Here is a 22810-nt window from a genome sequence, read left to right as displayed (position 1 = left end):
TTATATATAGTTGAGAAATTTCCCTATTAAAACTAGTGACTTCAAATTTTTAGAATAGGAGAAAAAGATGACTCAAATAATCGATGACTACATTGCTAGTCTAGCTATCCAATTAAATGCGTTATCCGCAGCCCAAAAAGAGGATGCACTCAATTTTTATCGTGCATTTTTAAGAAATGGCGATTGCCAAAGCAAAGAAGAGATTTTAATGGAGCTTGGTACTCCCGCCGCCCTTGCCAAAAAAATCAAGGCTGATTATAAGCAGATTACCCAAATAACAGCACCACCGACTGACGAGAAAAAAACAAGTGATGGCTATTTCTTAAATTTTCACGCTAAAAAGACCCCACTGCAAAAAAGGACAATGCAACCCGGTGAGTTCTCAATAATTAGGCTCAAAGCCCGAAATAGTAAAATATTTATTCATCCGGGCCAACAGTTTGAAATTAATGTAGCTGATTATAGCAATTGTGCAATTGATATCCAGCTTAAAAATCATGTGCTGCTAATCAAGGAGAAGGAAAATAGGCCTGAAAATCGGCGAATTATACTTAACCGCCGCTTTCCTAGCTGCTTGGTTGAAGTCACCGTTCCCTCCCCTGATTCACTTACTTCAATTAGTGGAAGCAACCAAGATGGCAGCATTATTTTGCAAAATCTACACCTGCAAAATTGTTCACTACAAAAACAAGATGGAAAACTGTTTTTTAACAATTTAACAATAGCTCAAGAACTAACTGTTTCTTCAAAAGATGGCAACACTGTCATCACTCAATCGCAAATTACCAATTTTGTTTTACAAACCAGGAATGGTAATTTTGATTTCAAACGTAGTATTTGCAGTCAACTAGAGCTACAATTAAAAGATGGGAATATTAATATTAAACAATGCCATCTTAACCTTAAAATTACTGCTAAAGATGGCAATTTACGAATCATTCAAAGCCAGCTGATTAATGGCAACTTCATCCAAGTTGTAGACGGGGCATTACGGTTAAAGCAATTGAACCATGACCTAAATTTAAAAATAACGACCAAAAAGGGCAACATTACTTACCGCGGTTCTAGTATCGGCAGTCGTTTTAACAGTAAAAGTAAGGACAAGGATTCCTTGCGCGTGATTGCTAAAAATGGTGACGTCATCATGGCATGAATTCAAACTTTTTGTTCACAAAATGATTCAGAAAAAGCAGAGCTTTGATGCCCTGTTTTTTTCGTCAAAAGTAATTTAATCTTGTCAATTTGAAGATTCTAACTTAGAATGCTATATAACATATAATATTAGGGGAGGGGAGCCATGGCTATTCAAATACCTACTCGTTTATTGGACGGTGCGGTTTTAGCTTTTTTAAAGCACGAAGATTTATACGGATATGCATTAACGCAAAACGTGCAAAAGGTTTTTGACATCTCCGAATCGACAATCTATCCGGTTTTGCGCCGATTGAAGAAAAATAATTATTTAACCACTCACGATGAACCATTTCAGGGCCGTAACCGGCGCTATTACCACATTACTGAAGACGGTCTAGCACTATTGGCAACCATTCAAGATGAGTGGCAGGACTTTAACAATAAAGTAGATCAAGTGTTGGGAGAAGAAAATGACTAAAGTAATTGATGACTATATCTTTGAGTTAGAACAAAATCTAACTGATTTGCCAGAAAAAGAAAGTCAAGATATCCTTGAGTTTTACCGCGAATACTTACTTGATGGCGATTTTGTTAGACGGTCAACTATTGAGCAGGAATTTGGAACTCCTAAACAATTAGCAATTAAAATTTTAGCTGATTATTCAACCAACAATAATACTTCCCCAATTAAAGCCAAGGCTCCACGGTCAAATCTAAAGGCTATTTGGTATATTCTGCTTGGTCTATGCGCTGCCCCGATTGGGATCCCACTAATTTTGGCCATCTTTTTGTTCTTGTTTGTATTCATTGCTATTTGTGCGGCCATCTTTGTTGCCTTTATTACGGTTTTATTAAGCCTATTCATAGTCGGTGGCTTTACTTTCTTTAAGTCAATCGCTCTCTTATTTACCAGCAACTGGGCAACTGGCTGCTATTATCTGGGGATTGTCCTTATTTGCCTTGGAGGTTTTCTTCTCATCTCGCCATTTATTGCCAAAGTAATCAACTTTTTGATTGCGGAATGTGCCAAACTGATGCAATTTATGGGGAAAAAGTTCTTCAAGAAAAATTATTATCAAACCAATTCTAACCAGAAGAAGGAGAATTAATCGTGAAAAAGTTTTTTCAAATAAGTGGCGCGATCCTAATTATTGGCTTTATTTTATTATTCATCGGTAAGCTCAATCACGGTGATCAAAATATTGCACGCACACACACCGGCATTTTCAATACTCTTAATTGGCAGCACAAAACCCAACATAAAGACGACGACGATGATGACTATGACGATGACGACGAAGATTACGATGATGAAGATGATGAAGATGATGACGACGACGATGATGACGATTCATCGCGACAATTTCATGAAAGTCAAACTTATAATGTAGCAAGCTTTGATAAAATCAAGCTTAAGGCTGGCAGACCAGACATCCGTATTTCATTAGGCAACAGCTTTCAAGTAAAAGTTAGCGGCAAAAATATTAAGACGATTAATACTGGTGTAAAAAGCGGTATCTTAACCGTTGAAGATCACGACACCCAAGAGAAAAATGATGGCAACTACGAAGTCGCAATTACCGTCCCAAACGCAAACGCGGTTAAGTCAATTACTGGTACATGTGCTGATGGCAATTTTGCGTTGAGTAATTTAAATGTCGCTAGCCTTGATTTAAGGGTTAACAACGGTGATTTTAATTTAGCTAAGGTTAAAGCCAAAACCGCTGATTTACACATAGGCCCAGGAGATTTAAAGATTGCTAATTCAAGAATAGCAAACAGCAACCTTTACTTAGATGTTGGCGATGTAGAAATTAATAGTAGCCAAATTAAGACCACTGCCTCGTTGAACGACAGCGATATTGAAATTAAGAATTCAAAACTCCTTGGAAATAGTACCTTTAAATTAAACGATGGTGATTTTGAATCATATCAGATGACTAATATCAGTTATGATTTATCAACTACTTCCGACAGTGATATCGAAGTTAAGGGTCGTGAGCAGCGAAAGCATTATAAGAAAATCTATCACGGCGCCCCTTTACTCAAAATAATCAGTAAAAGCGGTGATATCGAAATCAACTAGGTTCAAATCATCTGACAAGCTAGCATCTTTGGACTAAGAACTTGATTAATAAGCAATAATCTTAAAAATTAAAAAGCCTTATTAAATAAATCTTTATTTAATAGGGCTTTTGTTTTGGGTAAAACTAGCAAAATTAACTAAATAATTAAGCAAGTAATGGGTTGAACACCCCATTGAATTACTACTAAAGAGTGTGAATTCGCCACTTTCTAAAAATTTACGTCCATAATTAGCATGCTCAAGCTTGATAATAGAGGCAATTTGAAAGAAAACTTTTTGACAGTTGCTCTTAATTCTAGTCATCACTGATCTAACAACCACCTAAAACCGATGCGGGTGCAGAAATGGCTGTACCATTGTTCTAGTCATCACTGATTTAACAACCATCTAAAACAAGTCTGTTGCAGATCTCCAGCTTTTTTAGGTTCTAGTCATCACTGATTTAACAACCATCTAAAACTAGCTATGCATTAGACAATCCTCAGCGAGAGTTCTAGTCATCACTGATTTAACAACCATCTAAAACTAGCATACCTGCATTAATGTATGCAAGTATGTTCTAGTCATCACTGATTTAACAACCATCTAAAACTTTGTCCGTAAGACTTAGTAGTAATGCCTAGTTCTAGTCATCACTGATTTAACAACCATCTAAAACGAATCTTTATTTTTAAAATATTTTTTTATTGTTCTAGTCATCACTGATTTAACAACCATCTAAAACAGATGCTTTATCATCAAATTTTAATGCAGCAGTTAATATCAGTCGACTAAACCTTCATTAACGCTATAAAAATAGGCATCCCCGGGAACAACCAAAAAATCCGAAGATGTGAATTCAATTAGTACTAATTCCTGATTATCAAAATAATTATTTTCAAGTTACAGTTTTGGCAAATCTATAGAACCGTTTCAATTATAGCATATGGATCACTCAATATATTCTCAGCTAGATACAAATCAGCCCTTTGAATAGCTTTTTCTAGTCTTCATCAAAGCTAATTGTTAGCGGCAAATCTGCCATCAAATAATGCTGCTAAAAACGCAAAATATCTTATTCTGTGCGACTTTATCTAGGCTATTAATACCCTGTTCCTACCATGTCAAAAGCTTTTTCAAATAAAAATATGAAGTAGTTCCAACGCAATCAATTTTATTTGCCAAATTTAACCGCTTAAACAATTTTTACTGCCAGTTATGCAAAAAGAATTGCATTAGTTTTTAAAAGTATTTTAATTAAGATGTCAGTAAAAGCTAAGAAATAGCAAAACTTCATCACAAATACTAGTCACAACAAGGGGTTAATTATGGGAAACTTTTTTAAACATATTTTCGCTGAACAAGAAAACGACAGCGCAAACTTAAATTCACGTCAAATTGATTTACCGCAATTTAGTGAAATAGATGCTGAAACATACACTTTTACTATTAATATTCAGGGTGGTAAAAATTATCAGGCTATTATTTCTAGTCAGGCTAACGAAAATGTAAACATTACTGTGGTTGGAAAAAAGCTACTAATTCGGGAGAAAAAGCCCCGGGCTAAGAAAAATCTAATTTATACTAAACGGGCACTCATCAATATTACATTGCCGCTAGATTGTGAGCTTTTACAAACAAAAATTAAGGCTTATGCAGGCGACGTCACATTACTTCATCTAACCATGCAGAATTTAGACATAGAATTGCTTGCGGGTTCGGCTAAATTAACTGACTTAATTGTTCACGGCGCAGCTAAAATTAATCTTTCTGCCGGCAGCCTTAAACTTTTGAACTGCAAGATGAATTTGAAGGCTGATCTCGCTGCTGGTTCAGCTAATATCAAGCAGCTGCAGGGACAAAGCAGCTTTATACTTGCAGCAGGCTCACTAACCATAATCGAAAATAAAAACGATACTACAAGTTATGACCTTAAAACCAGTGTTGGTCTAATTAAGTACCATCAAGAAAACCATCATCATCATTTTTATCGTAAATCTTCTGGACCAAATAACTTAGTAGCCAAAGCACTTGCAGGTTCAATTATAGTCAAATGACAGAGCAATTGACCTGACATAATGTGAAACTTAAGTTTAATGAATTTCAACTGCGAGCTGATTTCCGCAATTCCGCGTAAATCAGTTTTTTAGTTGCCCATCTTTCAGATTATTCTGGTACCCAAAAACCCCATAATTAGTTGTCCTAATCGTGGGGTTTTCTGCAAATTAATAGCAAACATGGCTGTTAACGCTGAACATCAATCACAAAAGAATTGATATCACCGCGATATTCAGCGATTGAATACTCAATCGGCTGCTCATCAGAAGTTAGTCCTTGAGTATGAAAGTAAAAAATCGGTTTATTAGCCGCAATATTTAAGAGATTGGCAGTCGTCTCGTCTGCTTCCATCACCTCTAGTTTTCTAATGACATGCGTCACCTTTAACTGATACTTCTCCAACGTGCTATATAATGAAGCCGTGGAAAAATCGTAGTCGGCTAACTTGGGCACCCTTTTTTTAGGTACATAAGTTGTCACTAAAACAGTTGGTTGCTCATTGGCATAGCGCAAGCGGACCATCTTAAAAACTGGTTCTTGCACTTCGAGTTGTAAGTTTTTACTCACTTCTGGATTAGCTTTTTCTTCGCCAAAATAAAGTAAGTTCGTTTTAGGGTAAATCCCCTTAGAACTCATTTCCTCGCTGTAGCTTTCAATCAGGTGCGTAAATTCCTGTTCAATTTTCACCTTTTTTACTAAAGTCCCACGCTTACGGCGGCGTTCCAAATATCCTTGATTAACTAAAAGTGAAATTGCTTGGCGAACGGTCGGCCGACTTACTTGGTAAGTGCTTGCTAATTCTACTTCAGGCGGAATGATTGTGTTTTGTGCATAAACACCAGTCTGAATTTTGTTTAAAAGATCGTTAGCAATTACGCGATATTTCGGAAGATCTGTTTCAGCCAATTAAACCCACTGCTTTCTTTTTATTTATTTTATATCATTATATTAATAGTATAACATTAAAAAAGCCAGTATTAAAGCAGTTTTTTTATCTTGCTACGGCCATTTCTAGCGAATTTAAAGGTCAATTGCAGTAACATTATCCGCAGCAAACCGCTTTTTTAACGCAGCAATAATTTTGACGCCTGAACTAGTACCAATTCTTTGCGCACCAGCCGCAATCATTGCCAAAAAGTCATCTGTATTCCGAATTCCGCCAGCTGCCTTAACCTTAACTTTTGTGCCAACCGTGTCTTTCATTAACTTAACATCTTCGACTTTAGCTCCTGAGGTACCAAACCCAGTTGAAGTTTTGATAAAATCCGGTTCGACTTTTTTAGCAATCAGCGCCAACTGCTTAATCTCGTCTTTGGTCAAGTAGCAATTTTCAAAAATTACTTTGCACGGAACATGCTGGTTGTGACAAGCTGCTACCATCTTTGTCATTTCTTCCTCAATATATGACCAATTATGCGCTTTGACCTGGGTCAAATTTACGACATAATCAATTTCATTTGCCCCATTTGCCAATGCATCTTTAGTTTCTGCCACCTTAGAAGTAATTGTTGTTTGGCCCAATGGAAAACTAATCGCGGCTCCAGTATCGATATCCGTTCCGGCAAGTTGAGCGGAACAAAATTTGGCTTGCACTTGGTTAATGGCAACCATTTTAAAATGGTACTGTTTAGCCTCATCACAAAGTTTTTTCATATCTGCTTCAGTTGCATCAGCATGCAGATTCGTATGATCAATCAGCTGGGCAAAATCATCAATCGTATATTTCATAATTCCTTTCTCCTTTTTGTCATTACATAATTAAATTGTAGCTATTACTGAAACCGTTGTCAATAACTAAAAAACAGTGTAAAAATATTAATTGACTTGTGGAAAGCGATTACATATAATGTTGGTTGTAAAGATTATGTAATTACAAAAAAGAGGCGATAACAGTGCAAATCTTATTAACTTCACATGGTCACCTAGCAAGTGGTATCAAATCAAGCTTTGAATTTATTGCGGGTAAATCTAGTCATTTAATGACTATCGAACTAGATCAGGATGGTATCGGTTCGTTTCAAACGCGGCTAAAAAAATTATTAGAACCAAGAACAGAGCCCATCTTAATTTTAGCTGATCTGAAAGGTGGAACACCGTATAACGAGGCTTTTAAACTTTACTTAATGCGACCGCAGACCATTCGGGTAGTCAGTGGCTTGAATTTACCTATGCTACTTGAATTAGTGCCGCAATTAACTGAGCAATTGACTTTAGATGAGGCTGTAGCAATTGCCCTTAATGCCGGAAAAGCTGGAATTGACGTTGCACACGATGAACCAGATGATGATGAACTTGAATTCTGAGTATTTGAAAAAGGAGTATAAAAATGAGTATTTCAGTTGTACGAATTGACGATCGCGTTATTCACGGCCAGACAATGACTAGATGGACAAAAGCTCGTCCTGTCGATGGTATTTTGGTAGTTGGCGACAATATTGCACATGATAAATTGCGCCGAAAAGTTTTAAAGGCTGCAGCTAACGAATTAAAGGTTGGCATTTATACCGTAGCTGAAGCCGGGGATAAAATTGCCAAGGGAATTGCATCAAAGAAAAAATTTTTCTTAATTAGTGATTCCCCTAAAACTTTTGCACAGCTTGCAGACATGGGGATTGATTTTGGCAAAGTACTAAATGTTGGTCCCATGAATACCCGACCAGGAACCAAGGTTTTAGGGCGAACAGTCGCATTAGACCAAGCTGATTACGATGCCTTCGAGGATATTGCTAATCATGGAATTGAAATCCAATTTCAACTATTACCAGATGATGAAATTAAGCCTTGGTCAACCATGAAAAAGAAATTTGATTCAATGTCTTAACTATCTTTGGAGGCAATAATTATGAATAATTTGTTTTTTCCAGCTTTACTGACTGGTATCTTTTGTTACCTTGGTGCGATTGAATCGCCATGGCTATTCGGCATGTCAGGTGGATTTTACATCGTCGGCCGACCGCTGGTAGCCGGACTGCTAGTTGGGCTCGCTTTTGGGGATGTTAAAAACGGTATCCTATGCGGCTTAGCCGTCCAAGCTGTCTTCATTGCCAACTTGTCAACAGGTGGCGCAACTAATAGTGAAATAACCTACGCAGCCTATGGTGGGATTGGCTTAGCCATGGCTACTACCAAAAATCCCGCAATTGCCGTTACACTGGCCATTTTCATCGGGCAAACCTTTGGTCTAATTTTCTATAATGGCCGAATGGCACTTTACTCGTTTTGGAACACGCGCGCGGAAAAAGCGGCCCATAACAATGACGACCGCCAGATTGTGCTAAACCACTTAGTTTATCCGCAAATTACTACTTTTCTCTTACGTGCTGTTCCCGTTTTTTTAGCAATTTTCTATGGTAAAGGCTTAGTTAATTGGCTAATCAACAGCATTCCAGCAATTGTTACGCACATTATTCAAGTTTTGGGCGGTGTCTTGCCAGCCTTAGGAATCGCAATGCTCATGAGTATTGTTATTAAAAATAAAGCTCACTTCATCTTCTTTTTTGCCGGTTTCGTACTGCTGGCTTTTGCCAAACTAAGTATGATTGCCATTGTATTTATTGCTGCGCTGGTAGCTTACCTTTATTATGTCGCTACAGCCAAAAACAATCAGCCTGCTGCTAGTTCAGCCGATAATGGGCCTGAGGCGGTCGATACGGATGATACCTATGAAGATGAAGACTTATTTTAAAGAAGGGACGAACAAGGATGGCTACTAAAAATACCCGAGAACCGCAAAAATTGCTGTCAAAGCATGAACTTAATCAAATTTGGTACAGATGGGGTTTTACCCACCTCAGCTCAATGAGTTATGAAAAACTGCAGGGCCATGCCTGGGCTTACTCTTATTTACCCTTTGCCCGTAAATATTATCAAAATGATCCTGCCAAAAAGCGCCGGTTACTTGAGCGGCACTCAATGTTTTATAATACTGAGCCGCAAACCGGACAAATCATTAACGGGATCGTTGCCTCGCTTGAAGAACAGATTGCCTTAGGCAATGATGTTTCCGAAGAAATGCCAGTTAATATTAAGGCCACTCTGATGGGTCCGCTGGCTGGCATTGGAGATTCGCTTATTCAAGGAATAATTGTTCCGATTTTGCTATCAATCGCAATGAGCTTAGCCAAAGGCGGCAGCCCAGTCGGACCACTCTTTTATATCATCGCCTATGGCATTATTGGGCCAACCATTTCCTACGTTGCATTTCATAGTGGTTATCGCCTTGGTGTTGGTGCAATCGATACAATCGTTGGTGAAAACTCGAAGAGAATTACTGATGCATTCAATATTTTAGGTGTAATGGTTGTCGGTGCACTGGCAGCTAACACGATTGTTTTAAAAACTGTTGCCAAAATTCCTTTAGGAGGTAAATTTCAACCTTTACAAACCGTTCTCGACGGTATTTTCCCTGGTTTGCTTCCTTTAGCCATGGTTATTTTAGGCTGGTGGCTAGTCTCAAGTAAGCAGTTAACCGCCACTAAAGTAATTATTATCATGGTCGTAATTGTTACAATTGGCTGCTTGATTGGTTTATTTTAAACAAGCAAATAATCCTATTTTCGGCTAATGATTTTAAAGCACACATTAATTGTGTGCTTTTTTGTTTTCAAGTGTAAAAATATGACGCCCTTTTTCTTATTGTGCAATTCATGATAAAATTACCTAATACTGTTATTGAAAGAAGGGTTTCATGGGCAAACATCAATACTATTACCATCTCTTAACTGACGATTTAGTAGATAGTCACCAACAAGATTATCAGTTGCCTGATGATTATTCGCTTTTTCCCCCATCACGCTGTGGCAAGATCTGGGCAAAAATAGTTCGCCCACTGGGACATTTAATTAGTTTTGTCTATATTCACCTAATTTTGCACGTTCATTTAATTGGAAAAGAAAAGTTAGCTAAAGTACGTAATCAAGGATACTTTATTTATGGTAATCACACCCAAGCCTTTGGTGATGTTGTTTTACCACTTAGTATTATTCCTGCTCAAAATTATTATGCAATTGGGGCACAAGCCAACTGGGGCATCCCTATTTTAGGCAAATTGGTATTACCATACTTTGGTCTTCCCATCGGCAACGATCTTGCACAGTCTGGTAAACTAATTAAGGCTGTTTCAACTGTAATTAAGGCAGGCAAAACGGTCGTCATTTATCCAGAGGCTCATGTCTGGCCGTATTACACTAAGATTCGGCCGTTTCCTAAAACCAGTATGCACTTTCCGGTGGCATTGAATGCGCCTAGTTTTACCATGACCACAACGTATACCAAACCAAAATGGGGTAAACGACCACGAATAACTGTTTTTATTGACGGCCCTTTTTATCCCGCTACCCAGCTTAGTAAAAAGCAGCAACAAGAAAAATTGCACGAGCAAATTATTGCAGCAATGCAAAAACGTGCAAATTGCAGTAACTATGAATATTGCACTTACCAAAAAATTTAATTTAAGGAGTTCAAAATGAATATTCTTTTTTGCGGTGATTCAAACGCTGAAAATGGCATTCTTATCGCTATTCTTTCTTTGCTTAAAAATAGCGGATCCGAAGAACTCCATATTTACATCCTAACGATGTACACCCAAAGTTTTAAAAAGAAATTTAGTCCCTTTAGTAAACACGCGGCTGATTACCTCAAATCGCTTTTGGTTGAGCAAAATCCTAAAAGTACGTTAAAATTAATGGATTGTACTGGCTTATTTGTCCGCGAACCGTTAGTGGCCAATATGAGTACCCACTTTACGCCTTATGCAATGCTACGGCTTTATGCCGACCAGATTCCCCAGCTACCAGATAAGATTTTGTATCTTGACGCTGATGTGATTATCCGCCGCAACCTAGTTGATTTTTACCAGCAAGATCTTACGGAAACAGAATTCGTCGGTGTGCTTGATTACTGGGGACGATTTTTCTTCCATAATTTGCATGAGCACAAGGTCTTTGACTACGTTAATTCAGGCGTGTTATTACTAAATTTGCCAGAAATCAGAAAGACTAACTTATTTGTTAAAATTAGGCACCTTTTGCAAACACGAACTGTTCCAATGCCAGATCAATCGGCGCTCAATCACTTTGCGACTAAAAAGAAAATTGCACCGCGCCGCTACAATGAGCAGTACAAATTGCAATCTGATACTGTGATTCAACACTTTACGACCAGCTTTCGTTTTTGGCCAATCTTTCATACTTTGACCGTCAAGCCATGGCAAGTTGAGCGTGTTCATGAGATTTTGAAATTGCACGAATACGATGATATCTTAACGCAGTACCTTGATTTAAAAGATAACTTAGTTCAAAATTAATATTTAATTTGGAGATATATATACTATGACTATTCCTATTTTTTATGCTATTAGTGATGATTTTACTAAATATGCAGCTGTTTCATTAAATTCATTAGTTAAGCATGCTGATCCAAGTAAAGACTACACTGTTTACTTTTTAAGTCAGGATCTGGCAGACGAGCACAAGCAAGATTTAGTCGACTTGGGCTCCGATAATGTTCACGTTAAATTCTTTAAGATAAATGATGAAATTGTTGCTCCGATTGAAAACCGGCAGGAAAACTATTTACGGGCTGACTTCTTTACAATGTCTATTTTCTACCGTCTATTCATTCCTGACCTTTTCCCGCAATACGATAAAGCAATTTATATTGACAGCGATACCATTATTAATGATGACATTGGCAAACTATACGAAACCGAACTTGGCAATCACTTATTTGGCGCATGCACGGATTCATCAATTCAGTTTGTCCCAGAAATGCTGGCATATATCAAAGATGTTTTAGCCCTAGAGCCTAAAAAGTATATCAACTCCGGTATGCTAGTATTAAACTGCAAAGCATTCCGCGACGAAAAGTTCATTGATCACTTTATGGATTTGCTGGAAACTTATCATTTCGACTGTATTGCGCCTGACCAAGACTATTTAAATGAAATTGGTGACAAGCGCATTTTGCACCTCGATCCTAAGTGGGATGCAATGCCCAACGAAAATACCGAGCCACTTGCATCACCAAGCTTAATTCATTACAACTTGTTCTTTAAGCCGTGGCATTTTACTGCAATCCAATATGAAAAGTACTTCTGGGCTAGTGCTAAGGAGACCAAGTTCTACCCTGAATTAAAGGCAGAACTTGAAAACTATACTGATGAGCAACGTGAACAAGACCGTGGCAAGCTCGATCATATGCTTGCAAAAGAAGATAAGGTAGTCAACGACCCTAATAGCTGGGCGCAGGTTAAGAAGCGGGGTTCAGTCAGTTTATGATTATTGGCGACAATCGTGAAAAAGTAATCGAAAATATTAAAGCGGCTGTAAGCCGGGAAGACTGGAATGCAAAAGTTGAACTTGGCGATCCGGTTCTATCATTAAAAGAACGTAAAAGCTTGGTTAACAGTTTTTGGTCAGAGCAAGACACACTTAAGGGTAAGGTCAATAATAAAATCGGCCATTTAATCTTTAACGCGTTAACAGGCTTGTTTACTTCTACCACTAAATTTGTGGGGCTTGAAAACTTAGAAAACCTGCCTAAAGGCGGCGCAATTATTACAGCTAATCATTTCAATCAGCTGGATTCATTGCCAATCAAGCATTTAGCCAATAAAACTCATCACAATTTAGCTATTGCCATTGAGGACACTAATCTAAAATTGCCGGGTTTTCTATGCTATTTAATGAATTATGTTGGCACAATTCCTTTAATCAAAACCCCTAGTTATGTTGGCACGGAATTCCCGCAGCACCTTCACGATGTACTTGAAGACGATAATTGGGTTCTAATCTACCCCGAACAGGAAATGTGGTGGAATTACCGGAAGCCGCGGCAGTTTCAACGTGGTGCGTACTATTTTGCTGCTAAACAAAATGTACCAGTCATTTCTACTTTTATTGAGCTTCAAACAACCGATAAATTGGAAAAAGACCACCCTAATTTTTATCAAAATAAGTATGTGGTCCGTGTTCTACCGACTATTTATCCAGATGTAAAACTGAGCGCTAACGAAAACTCGAAGCGAATGCTGAAGCAAGATTACCAGCAAAAAGTGGCTGCTTTCGAACAAGCCTATCATCGTAAGCTAGATTACGATTTTACCCCGTGGGATATCGCAGGCTGGCGCTACAATTATCAAAATAAAAAATAATTCGATAGACTTAACCGTTCTTATCGACTATGATAATAGTGGAGTTATTTTATTTTATATATATTAAGAAAAGGGGTTTCTTGGATGGAGAAATTTACAAAAGAATCTTTGGCAAAATACGATGGTAAGAACGGTAATCCCGCTTACGTTGCAATTAATGGCGACGTTTACGATGTTACTGGTAACCCACACTGGGCTGAAGGTGAACACCACGGCAACTTGGCAGGACAAGATTTGACAATTGCAATTGGTCAAGCACCTCACGGCACAAGTGTTTTGGGCAAATTAAACAAAGTTGGTACCTACGAAGACTAATCTAGGTTAACAATTAAACTGAGGACTAATTCTCGATATTCAATCGGGGATTAGTCCTTTTAGTTTTGCATTGACTTTTTGACTACTGTTTCTAGTTCAGTTATTTTCTTTAACTTCACTTCGAAAAACTTAACCCTTCACAGGAGCGAGCAATCGAGCAATTATGTATAAAGCATTATTCTGCTTAATGCCAAATTATAAGCACTACCTTTAGTCATTTGATTCAAGCTATTTGAGCAATTTTTTAGTTCACAAAATTACGTAGCATACTTAATCCTGAACTAGATTCCGTTAAATATTAAAATATATTTATATATAAATTAAATAAGTATTGATATTAATTAAAAATAAGTTATAATAATATTTGTAAGAGAAAATGAAAAAGCTTTTAATGTCATTACTAGCAGTATCTTCATTAGCTGTAGCAGGTGTTGCAACCGTTCAGGCAGATGCACAAGACAATCCAACATTTGGAGCTAAAAGAACTGCAGTTAAATCTTTCCACTTTGATAAAAATACTATTACTGGTGAAGAGTCAAACTTTAATAGTTATATGTAGTAATCCCGGCAAAATCCAAACAAACTGGCTATACTAATCAGCAAATTGGTGGAGCATGGAATTATAAGAGATATTTACATACCAATTTTTACCAAGGCGGCTATTAATTATCAATAAAAAGTAAAAATGATAGGGCTTAGTACCCTATCATTTTTATTAACATTACTTTACTTATCAAGGAGACGGCTATGCTTGAAGTTAATAATCTGGCCATTAAGACCCGGCAACCAATTCTGCATGATTTTAATTATCAATTTTTACCAGGTCAATTTTATCAAATTGCTGCAGAAAATGGCTTAGGTAAAACTAGTTTTTTGCGCGCAATTACAGATTTAATTCCGATAGCTACAGGAAAAATCCTTTTAGATGGTAAATCATATTCTCAAAATAAAGAAAAAGTTTTTTTCTTTGAGAGTAGTGACTGGCTTAATCCGAATCTCAATAGTTTAGACTACTTAAAATTTGTCAAGAAAATGTGGAACTCAAGTGCTAGCTTAACAGCAGAAATGGAATTTTTAGGTGTACAAGATTATGCAAAAGTTCCTATAAAAAAATATTCATTGGGTATGAAGCAAAAATTGCTTGTAGCTATGTATTTTGTTAGTGATGCAGAATATTATTTAATGGATGAAATAACAAATGGCTTGGATGAAAAAAGTCGCAATCAACTATACGACCGTCTATCCCAAGAAGTTATTAAGAAAAATAAATGTATCATTATGACCTCTCATTATAGTAGTGAGCTAAGGATTGTAAATTCCCATCGCTTAGTTTTAGATAAGCAAATGATGCGTGAGGTACCAGAATAATGGCATACTTTAGTTTTCAATTAAAAAAAGTCATCAAAACCAATTTATCAGTAATTACCTTATGTATTTTAATAATTATCTCCTTTGGCGTTCTGTATCTTAATGTAATGCAAGTTAATAATGGCACTTCAATAAAAGGTGATGCACAAGGCAATATTGCAATGCAGCAAAATATTATTGCTCAAGATAAGCAGGCATTAAAAAAGTATTCGCCATCTAGCGAAAGTTATCGAAGAACTAAAACTGCACTTAAGCAAGCCGAAAAACAGTTACAAGTAAATCAAGCTATAGTTAAACATATTAACAATAATCAATGGATTCCAGTTTATCAAATAAAAATCAATGACATCAAAAAAATTAAAACTAGTAATTTAAGTGATAATGAGCGTAATTTTATTATTGGAGCAAAGAAACGATATCAGTATCTAATTAATCATCCAATGCCCTACGAAAGCGATGCAGCTATTACTGGTAATCAACTTTTATTGGATTTAAACCAATCTTATTGGCCAATCTTATTTACGTTAGTAATTATTGTTATTCTAACGTATCTATATACTGAAAATTATAAAAATGGCTTGGATATTACATCTGTCCTGCCAATAAATAAATTCAACAATCTACTAATTAGTTGCTCAACCGGAGTTGTAATTAGTTGCATAATGTTTTTTCTACTAAGCCTATTAGTCTTTACTGGATCTTCTTTAATCTTTGGGACTGGAAGTTTACAATATCCCACCATCATCCATCATTTAGTTAGTGGTCATCAAATAGTTGATCTAGTTCCATTAGCCGCACTAATCCCCCAATTTTTGATTTTGCAAATTCTGGAATTTGTCTTTTTAGCCCTATTTATTCAATTATTAGCCAAACTATTACACAACCAACTATCAACACTATTATTAGCGGTACTTATAGTAATTGGTATGGAATTGTCAATAAATGTTATTGTTCCTTTCACCAAAATTGCTCAGTGGATTCCTAGCACATATCTTAACTCATTCAAAGTTGTTTCAGGTGAAATTGCTTATAACCTGAATAATTATCAAATTAATTTTACAAACGGATTAATTACTTTACTTATTGGGACACTCATATTATTCATATTAATTTGTTTGCTAGATAAAGTTAGGGCCCATCATTTTAAAAGTGTAGAGGAACAATAATGGAATATCTTTTATTTGAATTAAAAAAAGTTAGCAAAAACAAGTTAGCTCTAATTAGTATTTCTATCCTAATTATAATTTCAGGTATTGTTTTATTCATGAACCTGCATGCCGAATCAGAATTTACTTTACAGGCAGGTGCAAGAAAAGAAATCACATACTACCAAGCAGAAAATGCTAAGCTAAAAAAGGAACTTTTACAGCAAAAGAAGAATAGCGATCTTTATAGAGAAACCAAGTATGCTATCAAGAGCAATGAAAAAATCTCTTCACAAGATTATCAAATACAACAAGCTGCTCAAGCCAATAAATGGCATCGTGCCTATACACTTATGTGGGAAAAAAAGAAAAAAGAAAAAAAGTATTTAGAAGCAATTGACTCTAATCAAATTAATCAAGCGCAAGTAAAAGAGCTAAATACTAAACTGGATTTCTTTACTTATTTAAAACTAAAACCTCTAGCCTATGAAAGTCAAGATATGCCAGTAACAGGTATCCAATTTTGGTTACACCTTAATAAGCAATATTTGCCTTATTTATTTACCCTAGTGGCCTTATTTATTTTAACCCTACTATTCACAGAAAATTACAAACAAAAGCTCAACCCTACAAAGCTTATTCCTATTAGCAAATTACGCTTAACCTCAACAGAAATTACCGCTGGCTTAATTTTAATTGGTGGAAGCTTTTTAGTAATAAATTTATTGATGTTCATTGCTGCTACATTCTGTGCAGGTTCAGGAAACCTAGAATTTCCATATTTGACCCATAGTTTTGTTAACGGTAAGGTAACTAATAACTTTGTGGCAAGTGGAAAACTGATTTTACCAATTATTACCTTACAAATTTTGGGCATATTATTTCTAGTAGTTTTAGTTAGACTTTTTGCAAAAATTTTTCGCACACAGCTCCCTACATTATTATTTACTCTTTTATTAGTTCTAGGAGTAAACATTGCAGAAATAGCTGTTCCAATATTTAAAAAAATCAGTGCTTGGTTGCCAATGACTTATCTGAATGCAGTTGATTCAGCTTCAGGCTATTTAGGATTAATATATCAAAATTCTCATTTAAATTTTGCTTCCGGAATAATCGTTTTACTTTTTAGTACAATAGTTATTCTGGGCTTGACCTTTATAATTGAAAGCTTGCAAAAATTTTAATCAAACTATTTGAAGCTTAATAATGCAGTGATTGCTACCTTCATGCTTAGACAATTTTTTAAATTTTGGGGTAAAATACAATAGTAAGAACTGGACTCACGCTTATGTTGCAATTAAAAACCGCTTTTGTTTATGGCAAAGCGGTTTTTTGTTACTCTTTTGAACTTTAATAATTGTTTTAACCAGGCTAACTTTACAATAGTTTCAAGAAAACAGAGGCAATAATAATTGATGCAACAGAAACAGTAGCAAAGCCGCCTACCAACATCTTAGGCATCATGTTTTCCATCAGATAAGCCTCTTCTTCCTTATTATTAGCTACTTCATGCGAAACTTCACTCGTAATTACATAATCGGCTGGAAAGCCGCACAAAGATGTTAGTGAGCAAGCATAGGCCATTTGCCAAGTCATTTTAAATGGTTTTGCCAAAAGACTAGACGCAATAAACATACCTAGTAAACCAAGCATGATTAAAACGATGATCTGCACAATAATCGTGCCCATTTGGTGTGGCGTAGTAAGGCTCAATTGAGCAAAGATATACGCTAGCAAACCATACATTAACCAGTTATAAACACCAGCTTTAGTTAAGACATCGGATTCCAAGAACCCTACTTGATGGGCCAAAACACCAAAAATTAGACAAATGACATTTGAATTAAGGTCAATGTGCAAATAGGTTTTTAATGCAATAGACAGACCACTGCTAAGAGCCGCAATTAAGGCCACTTTGACCAAAATAAATGCAGAAGTTTGGTATTTAGCAGGCATTTTCTTAAAAAGATTATTTTCATTCGAATCATTATCTAACCCAGTTGGTACCGTTTGCTTAACAGGCTGTTTCTGATATTCATTTACCAGGCGACCGCCTTCTTTTTTCAATAACCAAGAAATTAACGGATAGCCAAATAATGAGTGAAAAATAAACATTGATACAGGTAAAGCAACTAGAGTTTGTATTCCCTGAGCTTTTAATCCATCTGTCATCAAAAGAGCCGAGACTAATCCACCTGTTAATGGCGGAATTGCCGCAACAACAGTGTGCCAGTCAAAAATCAGCGTACCAATCGTTAAAGTTAAAATTAGCGTACCGCAAACGCCCAAAAGAGCGATACAAACTGCGCGCCATTGCTCAAGCAGCTTTTTTAAACTCATTAAAGTTCCCAAATGCACTAATAATAGGCCAACGCAAATTGTGCTGAAATTAGTACCAAAAGAGGCTGTTGCAACAACATCTTTGGGCAAAAAGGTCCAATAACCCAATACAAATAAGACTGCCGTCATAAAAACTGATGGAATATAGGTGTGCGTTAGAGAAGATACCCATTCTCCTAACATTAAGAACAGCATCACGACTAAAAATGAGATGATAAATTGCATATTTATACCTCCGCTTGGTTAAGCAATAATTAAAGATAAATTAAAGAGAATATTAACCAATTTATTAAATTAAGTCAATAAAAGATTAAAATAAATTTGACATTAACTTAAACAATTATTAGAATACACAATTATTACAGCAAATGTTACCAAAGCACTTCAATTTAAACTTAAGGAGGTTATTATGACTAAACAACTTTTTTACAATTTTTCATTATTTGATGGTAATAAACGTGATCTCCAAGCTGATGCCTGGATGTTAGTTGATGATCAAACGGGTAAAATCGTCAGCGTAGGGACTGATGGCACTAACCTGCCCTCTGCTGAACAAAAAACCGACTTAGCAGGAAAATATGTGATGCCTGGTTTAATTAATTGCCATACCCACATAACCATGGAGCCAAGCGTTGGGGATGGTGGAACTACAGCTAACGTTGTTGCCTCAACGGTTAGAGCTGTCAAAAACTTACATACCTTTTTAAAATCTGGTGTAACCTACATTCGTGAATGTGGTAGTACTTATGATATTGATATTACCTTAAGCAAGCTAGTTGCTGACGGTACGATTGACCATGCACCCGAGATTCTACCATCAGGTCGGCCTTATTCAATGACTGGCGGTCACGGAGATTTCCCTAACTTTGGTCACTTAGTTGATTCTCCTGATGAAATGCGTAAAGCCGTAAGGCGTGGGCAAAAAAAGGGAGCTAAGGCTATCAAGGTCATGGCAACCGGTGGCGTAATGACTAAAAATGATTTTATGGATGATCCGCAATTGAGTACAGCAGAAATAAGCGCGGCAGTTGAAGAAGCTCATCATAAAGGCAACATCGTAGCCGCACACGCAGAAGGTAATCCAGGAATCTTGAACGCTATCAAAGCCAAAGTCGATTCCATTGAACATGGCTTTTATGTTAATGATGAAGAAATTGATCTTATGCTTTCTCAAGGAACCTTTTTAACGCCAACAATTGTGGCAGACTGGGCTATTCCCAAGTATGGTACTGGCATTTTGCCCGACTGGGAAATTAAAAAAGCAGCTGATGCACTAGATGATTTACGTCATAATATTGCCCATGCCTATAAGCGCGGTGTTGCGATTACCTTAGGTACCGATGCCGGTACGCCATTTAACGATTTTTCTATGACTCCTTTTGAGCTCGAATTGATGGTTAAAATTGGCTTTAGCACATATGATGCTCTGCAGACATCTTGTCAAAACTCAGCTAAATTAATGCAAATTGCCGATGAATACGGCACGCTAGAACCAAACAAATACGCGGACTTCTTAGTATTAGATGCTAACCCATTAGCCGATATTACTGCCGTCCAACAAGAAGATAAAGCGGTATACAAAAAAGGGCAAAGAGCATATTAAAAAGGAGCTATCATAATAATGGAAACACAGCCTTGGTTTAAATTAATTCCGCAAGAGCAAATGATTAAATGGCGGCGATATTTTCATGCTCATCCGGAACTTTCTTTTAAAGAAAACAAAACTAGCAAAGAAATAACTCAGATTCTTGCATCCTTTGACCAAATTACTATTACTCATCCCACTCCTACCAGCGTCCTAGGAACAATTAAGGGAGCATACCCTGGAAAAAAGATTTTACTACGTGCTGATATAGACGCACTTCCTGTAAAAGAGGAAACCGGGCTCGACTTTGCTTCACAAAACGATGGCGTCATGCATGCCTGCGGTCACGATACGCATACCGCAATTTTATTAGCAACAACAAAGGTATTGACTCAATTACGGTCACAATTGCACGGAACGGTTCAGGTCATTTTTCAACATGCTGAAGAGCAAGTGCCTGGCGGTGCAAAGGAAATTGTTGCCAGTGGGCAGTTGCATAATCTCGATGCTGTTATTGGCTTGCACATCATGACTGGGCTTAAAGCCGGCACTGTTAACATCGTAACTGACGGCCCGGTGACAACGGGCGCGGATGCTTTTGATCTAACAATTCAGGGTAAAGGTAGTCACGGATCAATGCCGCAAGAAGGTATCGACCCAATTACTGTCGGTACAGAGATTATTAACCAATTACATACAATTACCTCTCGTTTTACTCCGCCAAAAGACCTAAACGTTGTTACTGTGGGCAAGTTTCATTCAGGCGTTGCTGTTAATGTCTTACCTGACACAGCCACAATCGGCGGTTCCGTTCGCACTATTGATGAGGACACGAGGCAGGCCATTGCCAACAGAATTAAGAAAATTGTCAAGAATACATGTGACACTTATGGTGCTTCCTACCAATTAGATTATCAGTTTGCATACGCTGCAGTCATAAACGATCCTAAGATTGCCAGTCTTGTTAAACGATGCGCACTTAAAGTTTTGCCTAAAGAAATGGTTCCTGCAGGGACAATGATGAGCGCTAGTGAAGACTTTTCCGCTTATGGTAAGCTTGCACCTCTTTGCTTCTTCTTGCTTGGTGGTGGAACCGAAGAGGAAGGATATCCTTATTCCAACCATAGTCCTAAATTTATTATTGCTGAAGATGCACTTCTTAACGGTGTAAAAACCGAAGTGGAAAGCGTCTTAGAATTTTTAAGTTAACCAAAGACATTAAAAAACGTGCTAAATCAGGTTGCATAACGTTTGACACCCTGCATCTTAGTACGTTTTTTTCTTAATATTATTAATTTAAAAATAGAGTCCAACAATTGTGCCAGTTAAAATCGATGCTAATGTTGCTCCTAAAAGTAATTTCATCGAAAACTTGGCGACAAATGCACCTTGCTTTGCACTAATCGATTTAATTGCCCCCGTAATAATTCCGATTACACTAAAGTTCGCAAAGGAAATCAGGTACGAAGAAATAATTGCAACGGCCTTAGGACTCAGAGCATGAACTATTTTATGCAACTCTCCTAACGCTACAAATTCATTGGTAAGCATCTTCGTTGCCATCAAGCTGCCAACCTGTTGGATATCTTTAACCGGTACTCCCATTAAATAAGCAATTGGTGAGAAGATGTAACCTAAAATTTGGGTGAAACTGACATGAATGAGTGCCGTACAAGTACTATTTAAAAATGTAACCAGGGCAACAAAGCCAATTAGCATGGCGGCAACAGTAATGGCAAGGTTGAAACCATCCTGGATATAATTGCCAACCACTTGGAAAAATGGTTCTTTTGTTAAGTCACTAGTTGCTGATTCCGCATTGACCGCTTGATTTTCTTCATTAGTCACGTCATACGGATTAATAATGCAAGAAACAATTAGTGCTGACAAAATGTTTAGAAAAACAGCAGTAACTACAAATTTTCCGGGCACAAGCTGCATATATGAAGCTAAAACTGCCGCCGAAACTGCACTCATAGCTGAAGCACAGATTGTGTAGAGACGTTTTTCATTTAGTTTTGGAATGGTATCCTTAATGGTTAAAAAAACTTCTGGCTGTCCTAAGATTGCTGTTGAAACCGCAAAGTAGCTTTCTAGTTCACCCATTCCAGCAAGTTTGTTTAAGAGATAGCCTGTCCACTTAATGATAAACGGTAAAATCTTTAAGTAGTTTAAAATTCCAACCAAAGCAGAAATAAAAACTATTGGCATTAATACGTTAAGAAAGAAGACCGAAGCCCCTTTTTGAATTACTAATCCGCCAAAGACAAAGTTGATTCCGCCTGCTGCCTGAATCATCAGCCAATTAAAGAAACTAGAGATTGCTCCCATCGCTTTAATACCACCAGAAGTATTCAAGCACAGAAAAGAAATAACCAACTGAAGGACAAACATAATGCCCATTTTTTTAAATTTAATATGCTTGCGATCACTGCTAACTAACCAGCCAATTACTAACACCAGAAGAATTCCGGTTAATAAGAATACAAATCGCATTTTTTCCACCTTTCTAAATAATGAATAGGATAATGGATCTGATCTTTTAGTACCAAGAGCCTGGCGGGCTGCTTTTTACAGCTTCGCAGCTACTCCCAGTAACTATCGCTACTATTTCATGTATTTAAGGTTCGCTATGGTCAAAGCTCAGA

The 22810-nt window shown here is 37.0% G+C and carries 24 protein-coding genes and 1 CRISPR repeat array; of the genes, 20 read left to right on the top strand and 4 right to left on the bottom strand.

Annotated elements, in window-relative coordinates; genetic code table 11:
* Positions 1–67: 67 nt before the first annotated feature.
* From GYM71_RS00780 to GYM71_RS00760, 5 genes are all read left to right on the top strand, one after another.
* Entirely contained in the window at positions 68–1153 is a 1086-nt protein-coding gene (locus tag GYM71_RS00780; protein ID WP_220220542.1) for a DUF4097 family beta strand repeat-containing protein, read from the top strand.
* Positions 1154–1297: 144 nt separating this feature from the next.
* Positions 1298–1612 carry a PadR family transcriptional regulator gene (locus GYM71_RS00775; RefSeq protein WP_103752736.1) on the top strand — a complete coding sequence of 105 codons (315 nt, stop codon included), beginning with the start codon at positions 1298–1300 and terminating at the stop codon, positions 1610–1612.
* A complete protein-coding gene (locus GYM71_RS00770; protein ID WP_103752735.1) occupies positions 1605–2243 on the top strand; it encodes a DUF1700 domain-containing protein in 639 nt (212 codons plus the stop codon). Before GYM71_RS00775 ends, GYM71_RS00770 begins: the two co-directional genes overlap by 8 nt.
* 2 nt (positions 2244–2245) lie before the next feature.
* Positions 2246–3220, top strand: a complete 975-nt coding sequence (locus GYM71_RS00765) for a DUF4097 family beta strand repeat-containing protein (RefSeq protein WP_220220541.1) — start codon at positions 2246–2248, stop codon at positions 3218–3220.
* Positions 3221–3512: 292 nt separating this feature from the next.
* Positions 3513–3944: a CRISPR direct-repeat array (repeat unit 36 nt; unit sequence GTTCTAGTCATCACTGATTTAACAACCATCTAAAAC).
* A 583-nt stretch (positions 3945–4527) separates the two neighbouring features.
* Positions 4528–5256, top strand: a complete 729-nt coding sequence (locus GYM71_RS00760; RefSeq protein ID WP_220220540.1) for a DUF4097 family beta strand repeat-containing protein — start codon at positions 4528–4530, stop codon at positions 5254–5256.
* 187 nt (positions 5257–5443) lie between these two features.
* Here the strand turns inward: GYM71_RS00760 and GYM71_RS00755 are convergent, their stop codons facing one another.
* Both GYM71_RS00755 and deoC read right to left on the bottom strand, forming a co-directional pair.
* The gene (locus tag GYM71_RS00755; protein ID WP_103752732.1) at positions 5444–6163 is read right to left on the bottom strand and encodes a GntR family transcriptional regulator; all 720 of its coding nucleotides are present in this window, start codon (positions 6161–6163) and stop codon (positions 5444–5446) included.
* A gap of 114 nt (positions 6164–6277) precedes the next feature.
* Positions 6278–6985, bottom strand: a complete 708-nt coding sequence (gene deoC, locus GYM71_RS00750; protein WP_220220539.1) for a deoxyribose-phosphate aldolase — start codon at positions 6983–6985, stop codon at positions 6278–6280.
* A gap of 164 nt (positions 6986–7149) precedes the next feature.
* Between deoC and GYM71_RS00745 the strand changes: the two genes are divergently transcribed.
* The 13 genes from GYM71_RS00745 (at position 7150) to GYM71_RS00685 (ending at position 17421) form a co-directional block, all read left to right on the top strand.
* Complete coding sequence (locus GYM71_RS00745; protein WP_220220538.1) at positions 7150–7560, top strand: PTS sugar transporter subunit IIA; 411 nt, start codon at positions 7150–7152, stop codon at positions 7558–7560.
* A 23-nt stretch (positions 7561–7583) separates the two neighbouring features.
* On the top strand, positions 7584–8078 hold the full coding sequence (locus GYM71_RS00740; protein ID WP_103752729.1) for a PTS sugar transporter subunit IIB: 495 nt from the start codon (positions 7584–7586) through the stop codon (positions 8076–8078).
* A gap of 21 nt (positions 8079–8099) precedes the next feature.
* Positions 8100–8942, top strand: a complete 843-nt coding sequence (locus tag GYM71_RS00735) for a PTS mannose/fructose/sorbose/N-acetylgalactosamine transporter subunit IIC (protein ID WP_220220537.1) — start codon at positions 8100–8102, stop codon at positions 8940–8942.
* Positions 8943–8959: 17 nt separating this feature from the next.
* On the top strand, positions 8960–9793 hold the full coding sequence (locus GYM71_RS00730) for a PTS system mannose/fructose/sorbose family transporter subunit IID (protein ID WP_220220536.1): 834 nt from the start codon (positions 8960–8962) through the stop codon (positions 9791–9793).
* A 151-nt stretch (positions 9794–9944) separates the two neighbouring features.
* A complete protein-coding gene (locus GYM71_RS00725) occupies positions 9945–10706 on the top strand; it encodes a lysophospholipid acyltransferase family protein (protein ID WP_220220535.1) in 762 nt (253 codons plus the stop codon).
* A gap of 15 nt (positions 10707–10721) precedes the next feature.
* Positions 10722–11561: a glycosyltransferase gene (locus tag GYM71_RS00720; RefSeq protein WP_220220534.1), complete on the top strand. Its 840-nt coding sequence runs from the start codon at positions 10722–10724 to the stop codon at positions 11559–11561.
* Between the two features lie 25 nt (positions 11562–11586).
* Positions 11587–12534, top strand: a complete 948-nt coding sequence (locus tag GYM71_RS00715) for a glycosyltransferase family 8 protein (protein ID WP_220220533.1) — start codon at positions 11587–11589, stop codon at positions 12532–12534.
* Complete coding sequence (locus tag GYM71_RS00710; RefSeq protein ID WP_220220532.1) at positions 12531–13409, top strand: lysophospholipid acyltransferase family protein; 879 nt, start codon at positions 12531–12533, stop codon at positions 13407–13409. The genes GYM71_RS00715 and GYM71_RS00710 overlap by 4 nt, the downstream gene beginning before the upstream one ends.
* A gap of 84 nt (positions 13410–13493) precedes the next feature.
* Positions 13494–13724 carry a cytochrome b5 domain-containing protein gene (locus tag GYM71_RS00705; RefSeq protein ID WP_103752724.1) on the top strand — a complete coding sequence of 77 codons (231 nt, stop codon included), beginning with the start codon at positions 13494–13496 and terminating at the stop codon, positions 13722–13724.
* A 391-nt stretch (positions 13725–14115) separates the two neighbouring features.
* Positions 14116–14283: a hypothetical protein gene (locus tag GYM71_RS00700; RefSeq protein WP_220220531.1), complete on the top strand. Its 168-nt coding sequence runs from the start codon at positions 14116–14118 to the stop codon at positions 14281–14283.
* Between the two features lie 188 nt (positions 14284–14471).
* The gene (locus tag GYM71_RS00695) at positions 14472–15092 is read left to right on the top strand and encodes an ABC transporter ATP-binding protein (protein WP_220220530.1); all 621 of its coding nucleotides are present in this window, start codon (positions 14472–14474) and stop codon (positions 15090–15092) included.
* A complete protein-coding gene (locus GYM71_RS00690) occupies positions 15092–16258 on the top strand; it encodes a hypothetical protein (RefSeq protein WP_220220529.1) in 1167 nt (388 codons plus the stop codon). The genes GYM71_RS00695 and GYM71_RS00690 overlap by 1 nt, the downstream gene beginning before the upstream one ends.
* Complete coding sequence (locus tag GYM71_RS00685) at positions 16258–17421, top strand: hypothetical protein (protein WP_220220528.1); 1164 nt, start codon at positions 16258–16260, stop codon at positions 17419–17421. The genes GYM71_RS00690 and GYM71_RS00685 overlap by 1 nt, the downstream gene beginning before the upstream one ends.
* Positions 17422–17614: 193 nt before the next feature.
* Here the strand turns inward: GYM71_RS00685 and GYM71_RS00680 are convergent, their stop codons facing one another.
* Positions 17615–18802: a hypothetical protein gene (locus GYM71_RS00680; RefSeq protein WP_220220527.1), complete on the bottom strand. Its 1188-nt coding sequence runs from the start codon at positions 18800–18802 to the stop codon at positions 17615–17617.
* Between the two features lie 184 nt (positions 18803–18986).
* Between GYM71_RS00680 and GYM71_RS00675 the strand changes: the two genes are divergently transcribed.
* Both GYM71_RS00675 and GYM71_RS00670 read left to right on the top strand, forming a co-directional pair.
* Positions 18987–20180 carry a metal-dependent hydrolase family protein gene (locus GYM71_RS00675; RefSeq protein ID WP_220220526.1) on the top strand — a complete coding sequence of 398 codons (1194 nt, stop codon included), beginning with the start codon at positions 18987–18989 and terminating at the stop codon, positions 20178–20180.
* 18 nt (positions 20181–20198) lie between these two features.
* Entirely contained in the window at positions 20199–21371 is a 1173-nt protein-coding gene (locus GYM71_RS00670; protein WP_220220525.1) for an amidohydrolase, read from the top strand.
* A gap of 87 nt (positions 21372–21458) precedes the next feature.
* Here the strand turns inward: GYM71_RS00670 and GYM71_RS00665 are convergent, their stop codons facing one another.
* Complete coding sequence (locus GYM71_RS00665; RefSeq protein WP_220220524.1) at positions 21459–22658, bottom strand: NupC/NupG family nucleoside CNT transporter; 1200 nt, start codon at positions 22656–22658, stop codon at positions 21459–21461.
* Between the last annotated feature and the right edge of the window lie 152 nt (positions 22659–22810).

It is taken from the genome of Lactobacillus panisapium, from assembly GCF_019469265.1.
Lineage (GTDB): Bacteria > Bacillota > Bacilli > Lactobacillales > Lactobacillaceae > Lactobacillus > Lactobacillus panisapium.
Note: the sequence above shows the minus strand (reverse complement) of the source record. Positions and strands in the feature narration are given on the sequence as shown.